The 12,403-nt window shown below is 56.6% G+C and carries 1 protein-coding gene; it reads left to right on the forward strand.

The features are described 5' to 3' along the window. The gene (locus EL628_RS23240) at nucleotides 1-12,390 is read left to right on the forward strand and encodes a non-ribosomal peptide synthetase (RefSeq protein ID WP_126582400.1); all 12,390 of its coding nucleotides are present in this window, start codon (nucleotides 1-3) and stop codon (nucleotides 12,388-12,390) included. Nucleotides 12,391-12,403 lie beyond the last annotated feature (13 nt).

The following is a 12,403-nucleotide window of genomic DNA, read 5'->3' on the forward strand; positions in this document are numbered from 1 at the left end:
GTGACACAATCTGTAATACAGGATATCTATCCGCTTTCACCGATGCAGCAAGGCCTGCTTTTCCACAACCTGTACGATACTCATGTCGAACAGATACATTTTGTCGTCAGTGGGAAGCTTGATCTTGTGATCTTCGGACAGGCATGGAATCACATCTTGAGCAGACACACCTCTCTGCGCACAGCCGTTCTCTGGGAAGAAGTGGAGACGCCAATCCAGGTAGTGCATCGACAGGCCAGTTTAACCGTGGACTATCTGGATTGGCGAGGATGGACACAGGAACAGCACCAGGAGCAGCAGGATCTCTATCTGCAAGCCGAGCGGAGACGTGGCTTTGATGTGACTGAGCCTCCACTCTTGCGCGTGAGCTGCATCCAGCTTGATACAGAGCAATTTAGGATCATATTACACTATCATCACCTGATTCTGGATGGTTGGAGCCTTGCTATTGTCCTGGGTGAAGTCTTTCTCTGTTATGATGCACTGAGAGACGGCAGAGCCGTAAGGATAAAACCTTCGCGACAATATAAAGATTATATCGCCTGGCAATTAAAGCAAGATGCGCATCAGGCAGAAGAGTTCTGGCGCTCGACGCTTCAGGATTTTACCAGCGCCATTCCATTGGGAGATCGCAAGGCCAGCGATGCGCCCGAGCACTGGGTACAGGCTAAGCAAGACATCACCCTCTCTGTACAGGCAACGCAGGCCCTACAAGAGCTGGCCCACACAAAGCAACTGACACTGAATACTATCGTGCAGGGGGCCTGGACGCACCTGTTGGGTCGATATAGTGGATGCAAGGATATTGTCTTTGGCGCGGTCGTCTCAGGACGTCCACCGGATCTTGTGGGTGCTGAATCCATTGTTGGTTTATTTATCAATACATTGCCCGTTCGTGTTCGTCTGACAGCAGAGGTTACGCTCCTCGAATGGCTTAAAGAACTCCAGGCGCAACAGATCGAGATGAGACAGTATGAATATAGCTCTCTCACCGATGTGCAAACGTGGAGCGAGATCCCACATGGCGAACCACTCTTTCGCAGCCTGTTTGTGTTTGAAAACTACCTGGTTAGCTACAATGCAAGTGATGTACAGGGGAGCCTGACCGTCAGTGATATGCAAGCGTACAACCAGTTATATTATCCGCTGACGTTACTGGCGACTCCTGGTCCACAATTACATCTCGAGCTTCTTTATGATCGCAACAGTTTTGAGCATAACATGATCGCTGATATGCTCAGGTATCTCTCTACGCTGCTTGAAGAGATGGCTCAGCACCTCACAAAGAGGCTGGTGGACCTTCCTCTCTTTAATGAGCAGGAGCAGCAGTGGCTCCTCCGAGAATGCAATGCAACGGCGACGGAGTATCCACGCGAGGCGCTGGTGAACCTACTCTTTGAAGCGCAGGTTGCCCGAACGCCCGATGCCATTGCGCTGGTCTCTGCGGAGCAACAGTTCAGCTATGAGGAACTGGACCAGCGTGCCAATGGTCTGGCTCATCTGCTCTCCGCTCATGGCATTGGCCCCGAGGTCGCGGTGGGCGTAGAGACCGAGCGCTCTCCGGAGCTGGTGCTGGCGCTGCTTGCCATTCTCAAAGTCGGGGGCTACTATGTCCCTCTGGATGCGCATCTGCCTCTGGATCGCCTGCGCTTCCACTGCCAGACGGCTCGGGTTCAGCTTGTGCTGCTGGCCGGTTCCCATGGTTCCCAGGCGACCTCCCTGACCGAGCTTTCGTTGCCCCATCTGAATCTGGTCCACCTGATGGCCCTGCTAGTTCCGGTCGCGGCTGCCCCCGCGCTCCCCTGGAGCAATGCGCAGCAACTGGCCTATCTCATGTATACCTCGGGCTCCACAGGTGAGCCCAAAGCCGTGGCGGTCCCTCATCAGGCCATTGTCCGGCTGGTCTGTCAGAACCGGTTTGCGCAACTGGATCAGGAACAGATCTTCTTACAGCTGGCTCCGCTGGCCTTTGACGCCTCCACGCTGGAACTGTGGGGGAGCCTGCTGCATGGGGCCCGGCTCGTCCTGGCACCGGCTCAGCCGCCCAGTCTGGAGCTGCTGGCGCCGCTGCTGCAAGAAGAAGCGGTGAGCCTGCTGTGGTTGACGGCAGGACTCTTTCAGCAGATCGTGCAGCAAGAGCCAGCGGTCCTGGCCGGCGTGCGCCAGGTGCTGGCAGGAGGAGATGTGCTGGCTCCTGAGGCGGTGCGAACCCTGCTGCTGCGGCATCCGGGACAGCGGGTGATCAATGGCTATGGTCCAACCGAAAATACGACCTTTACCTGTTGCTACCCGATGGACGATGCCGAGCAGGTGGAGAGTGCGATCCCGATTGGCTCGCCCATCAATAACAGCACCGTCTATGTGCTGGATGCGCATCGGCAGCCGGTGCCACGTGGGGTGGTGGGAGAGCTGTATACGGGAGGCGATGGGCTGGCGCGGGGGTATCTGGGCCGACCGGATCTGACAGCGGAGCGCTTTGTGCCCGATCCATTCAGTGGGCAGGCGGGAGCGCGGCTCTATCGGACGGGGGATCTGGTCTGGTATCGGCCCGATGGACAGCTGGCGTTTGTGGGACGAGGGGATCAGCAGGTGAAGGTGCGAGGGTATCGGATCGAACTGGGAGAGATAGAAGCGGTGCTGGGTCAGCAGGAGGAGATTCGGGAGGCGGTGGTGCTGGCGCGGGAGGATCAGCCAGGCGTGAAGCGATTGGTGGCGTATATTGTGCCTCGGGTTGTGCCTCGGGTCCCCGAAGGATTTGTCTGGGAGCGTGTGAGGAGCAGTCTGAAGGAGCAGTTGCCCGACTACATGGTGCCGGCGCTGCATGTCGTGCTGGAGTCCTTGCCATTGACGATTAATGGGAAGACGGATCGACGAGCCCTGCCCGCGCCGGACTATGAGCATCTGGGAGAGGCGGAGCAGTATCAGGCTCCGGACAATGAGAGCGAGCGGCGGCTGGTGGAGATCTGGCAGCAGGTGCTGGGAGTGGAGCGCGTGGGCGTGCAGGATAACTTCTTTGCGCTGGGTGGCGACTCCATCTTAAGCATTCAGATCGTCTCCAACGCTCGCCAGGCTGGTATTGCGCTGACACCTCGTCAACTCTTTCAGCATCCCACCATTGCAGATCTTGTGATAGCCCTCGCACAAGAGACAGCACAGCCCCATATCGAAGCGGAACAAGGAATGGTAAGCGGCGAGATTCCACTTACCCCTATTCAGCACTGGTTCTTTGAGCAAGAGCAACCGGAACCGCAGCACTGGAATCAAGCAGTATCGCTGGCAACTCCGCCTGAGTGCTCGTCGGAATATCTTCGTCAGACCATCGCTCATCTACTTATGCATCATGATGCCTTGCGGCTCCGCTTCACACAGACTGCTGAAGTATGGCGTCAGGTCAATGCCGCAGTCGATGCCTCTGTACCATTTGAAACCATCGATCTCTCCACACAATCAGTCTCTGAACAGAAAGCAACGATTGAGGTCTTGACAGCAGAGAGACATGCAAGCTTGAGTCTAGAACATGGCCCGCTTCTGCGTGCGATCTACTTCGACCTCGGACGTGACCATGAAGGGCAATTGCTCATCATTATTCATCATCTGGCCGTGGACGGGGTCTCCTGGCGTATCTTACTGGAGGACCTGCGACGTGTGTATAGCCAGTTGAGCCGGGGCGAGATGGTACAACTGCCTGCCAAGACCAGCTCCTGGCGGCAGTGGGCTCATCATCTCTCGCAGTATGCGCAAGAAGAAGAGATTATTCGGCAGTTAGACTACTGGCGAGAACATGTGCAGAGACCAGTTAACCCTCTTCCAGTTGATCATGAAGAGGGAGAGAATACCATCGCTTCTGAGCAGCACGTGCGCGTCTCTTTAACTCAATCAGAGACCCGAGCTCTGCTGCAAGAGGTCCCATCCGTGTATCATACCCAGATCACTGACGTACTGCTTACAGCTCTCATGCAAACACTACAGCGTTGGACAGGTCAGGAGAACCAGCTGATCGCACTGGAAGGGCATGGCCGTGAAGATCTGTTTGAGGATAGCGATCTTTCCCGGACAGTTGGCTGGTTTACCAGTTTATATCCAGTTGTATTGCAGATAGATATGGGTAGCGATGAGGGAACAGCCCTCAAAAACATAAAAGAGCAACTACGCCAGATCCCCCAGCATGGAATCGGATATGGTCTCTTACGCTACCTGTGCCAGGATGATGAACTGCTGGAAGAACTTGAGGAGTGGCCTCAGCCCCATATCAGTTTTAACTATCTGGGCCAATTTGAGCAGAGCTCGATCGGGAACGAACTATTCAGGATGGTGCAAGAAGCGGGAGGACCTGCGCGAAGTTTGCAGGGAAAGCGCGAACATCTGCTAGAAATCAACGGAATCGTGAGCGATGGACAACTTCACCTCACATGGCTCTACAGTGCCAACCGCCACCATCCCGAAACGATCCAGAACCTGGCCCAATTCTACATCGCCGCCTTACGCACCCTCATTGAGCACTGCCAATCGACAGTAGCAGGTGGATACACACCATCAGATTTCTCACTCATACAACTGAGCCAGGAGCAACTTGACCTGATCATCGGTGGGAGACGTGACATCGAGGCCATCTATCCCCTCTCCCCCTTACAGCAAGGCCTCCTCTTTCAGTGCCTGTACGCACCCGAAGAAGGGAACTATATCACTCAGGCGCAATTCACCTTCCAGGGCTTGCTCAACACAGATTATTTTCGCATAGCCTGGGAAAAAGTAGTAGAGCGTTATAGCATTCTGCGCACAGCCTTTCTTCATCATGAGGTGGAAGTGCCTCTACAGAGAGTACAATCGCATGTCAGGCTACCATTCGATGATCATGACTGGCGCATCTATCCTGCGGATGAGCAGGAAAGGCGTCTGAACGCATATTTCCAGCGAGATCGCCAGCAGGGCTTCGCGCTGGATCACGCCCCCTTAATGCGCCTGACGCTGATCCAGATGGAGGACGACCGCTACGAGCTGCTCTGGACGCATCACCACCTCTTGCTGGATGGCTGGAGCCTGCCGCTGGTCCTGCAAGCCGTCGGTCAGGCCTATGAGGCGATCCTGGCAGATCGTCCGCTGCGCTGGCCCGCAGTGCGACCTTATCAGGACTATATCGCCTGGCTGGCCCGCCAGGATCAGCAGGCAGCTGAGCGTTTCTGGCGTCAGTCCCTGAGCTCACTGGAACCTGCGACCCCTTTGATGTTGGGAGAGCACCATCAGCAGGATGAGACCACACCAGATCAAGCCGAACATAGTCTACAGCTCAGCAGTGAACTGACCCACCTCTTGCAGCAGCAAGCTCGTCAGCAGCAACTCACCCTCAACACGCTCTTACTGGGAAGTTGGGGCTGGCTCCTGGCAACCCTGAGTGGGCAGGAGCAGATCGTGTTGGGAACCACGCTGGCCGGTCGCCCGCCCGAGATTGCAGGGATTGAAGAGATGGTAGGACTCTTCATCAACACCTTGCCCCTGCCTCTGCACATCGATGGCAAGCTCACCTTGAGTGCATGGTTGCAACAGGTACAACAGCAGCAGAGCGCCATGCGCCAATACGAGTTCACCCCATTGCAGCAGGTTCAGAACTGGAGCCCATTCCCCGGCGGACAGGCCCTCTTTGAGACACTGTTCGTCTTTGAAAACTACCCCTTGCCCGTCGATGCCGCCTCTCCATCAGCAATGTATATCAGCGCAGCGCGTACACAGGAGCAAACCCCCTATCCTCTCACCTGTATTGTCATGCCGGGCGAGCAGGTACAGGTACGGCTGCTTGCCGATCAGACGCGCTTCTCGCCCGAGACCATCGAGCTCCTGCTCAGCCGCTATCACCGCCTGCTTGAAAGCCTGCCCGATGCATTGGAACGGCCCATCGCCAGCCTGTCGGCCCTCCTGGATGCGGAGCGAACCATTGTGTTGGAGCAATGGAGCCAGCAGAACACGCCAGCCCCTCGCGAGAGCACCGTACCACAGCTCTTTACCGAGCAGGCTGCGCAGCGACCCGATGCCATCGCGCTGGTCTGTGAGCAAGATCAGATCAGCTATGGCGAACTGGAACGGCAAGCCAATCAGCTGGCTCATCGCTTGCAGGCATTGGGAGTCGCGGCTGAAGTGGGCGTTGGACTGCATGTGCCGCGTGGGCTCTCCCAACTGATCGCCCTGCTCGCCATCCTGAAAGCAGGCGGCCATTATGTCCCGCTGGACCCTCAGGCTCCGCTCGAGCGGCTGCGTTTCCAGCTTGGTCAGGCCGCAGTGAACCTGCTACTGACCGATCCTGGTCTCCCCCAACTCGAGGGAGCGTGGCGCAGTTTGGACCTGAGCCAGCTTCTGCACGAGAGCACGCACCTGCCTGAGCAGCCACCTCAGCAACAGGCGCAGGCGCAGACGCTGGCCTATATCCTCTTTACCTCTGGCTCGACGGGCGAGCCCAAAGGCGTGGCGGTGCCGCATCAAGCCATCATCCGACTGATCAGCCAGAACTGGTTTGCGCAACTGGACCATGAGCAGATCGGGCTGCAACTGGCTCCGCTGGCCTTTGATGCCTCCACCTTAGAACTGTGGGGGAGCCTGTTGCATGGAGCCCGGCTCGTCCTCTTAACGGAGCAGCTTCCGGCGCTTGAACGGTTGGCACAGGTGGTGCAGGAGCAGGGGGTGAGCTGGCTCTGGCTGACGGCTGGGCTCTTCCAGCAGGTGGTGGAGTATCAGCCGGAGGCGCTGGCGAGTGTGCGTCAGGTGCTGGCCGGCGGGGATGTGCTGGGTCCAGAGCCGGTGCGAGCGCTTCTACGAGCCCATCCGGGACAGCAAGTGATCAATGGTTATGGCCCGACCGAGAATACGACCTTCACCTGCTGCTATCCCATGCATGATCCTGAGCAGGTGGAGGCACCCATTCCGATTGGGCGGCCCATTCGCTACAGCAGCGTCTATGTGCTGGATCGGTATCGGCAGCCGGTTCCGATGGGAGTGATTGGCGAGCTCTACACGGGCGGTCATGGACTGGCGCGGGGCTATGTGGGCCGGTCGGAACTGACGGCAGAGCGCTTTGTGCCTCATCCGTTCAGTGCGACGGGAGGAGAGCGGCTCTACCGAACGGGGGATCTGGTGCGCTGGCGAGCGGATGGGGTGCTGGAGTATGTGGGACGAGCGGATCAGCAAGTGAAGGTGCGGGGCTATCGCATTGAGCTGGGCGAGATCGAGCAGGCCTTGAGACAGCAGGAGGCTGTTCGGGATGCCATTGTGCTGGCACGTGAAGATGCGCCGGGGATCAAACGGCTGGTTGCTTATCTGGTCCTGGAGGAGCACGCAACGATTGATTGGGACACGATCCAGGTGAGTTTGCAGGAGCGCCTGCCCGAGTATATGGTGCCGGCGCTACATGTCGTGATAGATGCCTTCCCGTTGACGCCCAATGGCAAAGTGGATCGCCGCGCCCTGCCTGCACCGGAGTATGCACATCTGGCGGATGCACAGAGCTATGTCGCACCAGGCGATCAACGAGAGCAGGTACTGGTCGCGATCTGGCAGCAGGTCTTAGGGGTGGAGCAGATTGGCATCCATGACAACTTCTTCTCCCTGGGGGGCGACTCGATTTTGAGCCTGCAAGTGGCGGCCCGCGCACGCCAACAGGGCTTTATCCTGACGCCTCGCCAGCTCTTCCAATCTCCAACCATTGCCGAATTATCGGCCAAACTCTCTGAGCAGGGGATACAGAAAGTGTTGGAGGCCGAGCAAGGTCTGGTGCAGGGCGAAGTGCCATTGACCCCAATTCAGCACTGGTTCTTTGAGCAGAATCAGCCTGACCCTCAGCACTGGAATCAGGCCATGCTCTTGCGGGTCACACAAGAGCTCGATCGAGAAACCCTTCAACGAGCACTGGCTCTAGTGGTGCATCAGCATGACGCCCTGCGCTTAAGCTTTACACAGAGCCCTGAGGGATGGCAGCAACGCCATCATAAGGAGCTTCCTCATCTAGCCATTCCTCTCATAGACCTGTCGAGCGTAGCAGTGCAGTACCGCCCGGCGGTATTAGAGGAGATTGCCAGTCAGATACAAGCGAGCTTAGACCTGACCGAAGGACCACTCCTGCGGGTTGCGCACTTCAATCTAGGCGACGAGCAGGGCCAGAGAATTCTGATAGTCATTCACCACCTGATAGTCGATGCCGTCTCGTGGCGTATTTATTTAGAAGATCTTCAGCATGCCTATCTGCAATTGAGCCAGGGCAAGATCGTACAATTGCCTGCGAAAACAACGTCGTGGCAGCAGTGGGCACAACGCCTGCAAGACTATGCACAAACAGAGGAGATCGGTCATCAACTAGCGTACTGGCAGCAGCAGATGGCGGAGGCTCCTCTTCCTCTGGATTATAGCGATGGAGAGAATACCGTAGCATCGGCGCAGCACGTGCTGGTCTCTTTAAGTCAACACGAGACGCGAGCACTGCTTCAGGAGGTTCCACCTGTATACAATACCCAGATTAACGATGTTCTTCTCACCGCTCTGGCCCAGACGCTACAGAACTGGACAGCACAAGAGCGTCATCTAATCGATGTAGAGGGCCATGGACGTGAAGAGCTCTTTGACGAAGTAGATCTCTCGCGCACAATTGGCTGGTTTACCAGTTTATATCCAGTGGTATTGCACCTGGAAGCCGGAGCAGATCCTGGCCAGGCCCTGAAAACCATTAAGGAGCAATTGCGCCAGGTGCCGCAGCATGGGATCGGCTATGGTATATTGCGCTATCTCCGTCGGAATAACGCAGAGGGAGAGACGCTCAAAAATGCGGCCCAATCGCAGATAAGCTTTAATTATCTTGGACAATTTGACCAGCTTCTCGCCACACATAACCTTTTTGCCTCTGCACCGGAGTCGAGCGGTCTGGCTGTAAGCCCGCGTGGACGACGTGAGCACCTCATCGACATCAATGGGAATGTCAGTGGAGGTCAATTGCAGCTCGTATGGACATATAGTGCAAATAGACATAAAGAAGAGACCATTCGTGCACTTGCTCAGGCATATCTAATAGCCTTACGCACCCTGATCGCCCACTGTCAGCTATCCGACGCAGGTGGCTATACTCCATCAGACTTCCCGCTGGCGAAGCTGAATCAGCCAACATTGGATGCTGTGATAGGAAACAGACGTGCTATCGAAGCGCTCTATCCCCTCTCGCCCTTGCAGCAGGGACTCCTGTTCCAGAGCCTCTATGCACCTGGAGAAGGAGATTATATTACACAGATCAGGTACACACTGCAAGGTCATCTCAATAGTGAAGCTCTCAGGCAAGCATGGCAACACCTTGTGGATCGCTATAGCATCTTGCGTACCGCCTTCGTCTGGGAAGGGCTTGAAGAACCGTTACAAATAGTGCAGCGACAGGTAACGCTACCATTTCAGATGGAAGATTGGCGAGCTTATACCAGGGATGAGCAACAGAGCCGTCTTAGCGCCCTTCTCCAGGATGACCGCAACAAGCAAGGTTTTGTATTGACGCAGGCCCCCCTGATGCGCATGACACTCATTCATCTGGAACAGGACCACTATGAGTTGCTCTGGACCCATCACCATCTCTTGCTCGATGGCTGGAGCTTGCCAATCATTCTACAGAAAGTATTTACCGACTATGAAGCACTGGTGAAGGGCCAATCGCTCCGAAGTGAGCCAGCGCTTCCTTATCAAAACTATATTCGCTGGTTGCAGCAGCAGGATGCGGGGGCAGCAGAGGCCTTCTGGCGGCGCTGGCTTGCTGGCTTCCAGACGCCTACCCAATTACAGTTGGGCCGTTCAGTGGCGGAAGAATCCTCTTCCCAGAAGCGACGTTTTGCACAGGTGCAGTATGAGCTATCTGCCGAGACGACACAGATCCTGCATACCTTCGCTCGTACTCATCAGCTCACCCTTAACACGCTCTTACTGGGTGCCTGGTCGATCGTGCTGGCCCGCTACAGTGGGCAGGATGATCTGGTCTTTGGCACCACACTGTCAGGGCGTCCTCAGTCGCTGGCCGGTGTTGAGCAGATGGTTGGACTTTTCATCAATACACTACCCATGCGTGTCCGTTTAACCATGGATCGTTCTCTCTTACACTGGCTGCAAGAGCTGCAAGAACAGCAAAGCGAGATGCGTCAGTACGAATATAGTTCACTCGTCCAGGTCAATGCCTGGAGCCAGCTCCCTCGAGGTAGCGCCTTATTTGATAGCCTGTTTGTCTTTGAAAATTACCCATGGGGAAGCCACGAGCAAGAGGAACGCACAATTACTATCAGTTCTGTGCAGGCAAACGAGCAGATTCATTATCCATTGAGCTTAATGGTTCTGCCTCAGGAACATCTCTCTCTCAAACTGCTGTATGAGCAATCACGGTTTACCGCAGCAGAAATGGAGCGGCTTTTACAGCATCTGTACGTTCTCCTCCAACATATGGTGGAGAGGCCCGATCAGGTACCTGCATGTCTGGATCTGCTCACCCAGCCTGAGCGGCATCAGTTGCTAGAGACCTGGAACGCGACCTCGGCAGACTATCCAGCGGAGGCATGCCTGCATGATCTGTTCCAGGAGCAGGTGCAGCGGCAGCCCGATGCCATTGCCCTGATCTTTGAGGAGCAGCAGCTCAGCTATGCCGATCTGGATCAACACGCCACACAACTGGCTCACCTGCTTCAACAGCGCGGTGTGGGTCCTGAAGTTCTGGTAGGTCTGTGTCTGCCCCGATCATTGGAGATGCTTGTGGCAGTGCTTGCCGTCCTGAAGGCCGGTGGGGCCTATGTCCCGCTCGATCCTGCCTATCCAGGTGAACGTCTGGCCTTCCAACTTGCAGATGCCCGGGTTCATCTGGTGCTGATCCTGGAGTCGCTGCCCGTGGCCTGGCCTGAGGAGGCTGTGATCTCGCTCACCCAGGTCTGGTCACAGCTCTGTCAACAGTCAGTGATCCCGCCAGTGCGTGCGGTCCAGGCGGATCAGACCGCCTATGTAATCTATACCTCAGGCTCGACGGGACGCCCCAAAGGCGTGGCGATCACGCATCGCAGTGCCGTCAATCTGCTCACCTGGGCCCAGCAGACCTTTGCTGCGGAGGCGCTGGCGCGGGTGCTGGCCTCGACCTCGCTCTGCTTTGACCTCTCGATCTATGAGCTCTTTGTGCCCCTGGCCTCGGGAGGGACCATCATCCTGGTAGATAATGCCCTGACCTATCCCACGCAGGCCGGGCATCAGCAGGTGACCCTGATCAATACGGTACCCTCAGCCATTGCAGAACTGCTGCGAGGAGGGCAGATTCCGGACTCGGTACACACGATCAATCTGGCCGGAGAGGCGCTCTCTGCCAGTCTGGTTGAGCAGCTCTACGCGCAGACGACGGTGAAGCAGATCTACAATCTGTATGGTCCCACCGAAGACACGACCTACTCAACCTGGGCGCACCTGGAGCGGGAGCAGCGCGGAGCGGTCTCGATTGGGCGTCCGCGCTCCAACACGCAGGCGTATGTGCTGGATGGGCACTTGCAACTGGTGCCACTGGGAGTCGTGGGTGAGCTGTATCTGGCGGGGGCCGGGCAGGCGCGTGGGTATCTGGGCCGGCCCGAGCTGACGGCGGAGCGGTTTGTGGCGCATCCGCTGAGTGCTGAGCCGGGAGCGCGACTGTATCGGACGGGGGATCTGGTGCGCTGGCGAGGGGATGGGGAGCTGGAGTATGTGGGGAGAGCGGACCAGCAGGTGAAGGTGCGGGGCTATCGCATCGAGTTGGGAGAGATCGAAGGAGCGCTGAATCATGTGCCACAGGTGCGCGAGGCAGTGGTGCTGGCGCGAGAAGATCAGCCAGGGGTGAAGCGTCTGGTGGCGTATGTGGTGCCAGTGGAGGCCGCCTCGTTCGTCTGGGAAGAGGTGCGTGCAGGGCTACGAGCAAGCCTGCCCGACTATATGGTTCCGGCGCTACATGTGGTCCTGGAAGCCTTCCCCTTAACGCCCAATGGCAAGATTGACCGACGCGCCCTCCCAGCATTTGATGTCAATGCATCAGCTGTGCAGGCCACATATAGTGCGCCCCAGACCGAAGTTGAACAACAGCTCACAAAGATCTGGGAGCGGGTGCTCAGGATCGAACGTGTGGGCATTCATGATAATTTCTTTGCCTTAGGAGGACACTCCCTGCTGGCAACACAGGTTGTCTCCCATATCATCACAGTCTTTGACCTGCATATTCCGCTGGTTCAGATTTTTGAGCGCTCAACTATTGCTGAACTGGCCAAATATATAGAGGAAGAAAAAAAATCCCAGCCGAAGGCCAGCCTTCCAACGTTGGGAACAAATGCTCGCGAGCGCTATCGAAAAAAGGTAGCGAATGTCTCCAAAGTGCCCGGTAATCATAAAAGTGGACAGTAAAGGGAAGATAGAG

It is taken from the genome of Tengunoibacter tsumagoiensis (assembly GCF_003967535.1).
Lineage (GTDB): Bacteria > Chloroflexota > Ktedonobacteria > Ktedonobacterales > Ktedonobacteraceae > Tengunoibacter > Tengunoibacter tsumagoiensis.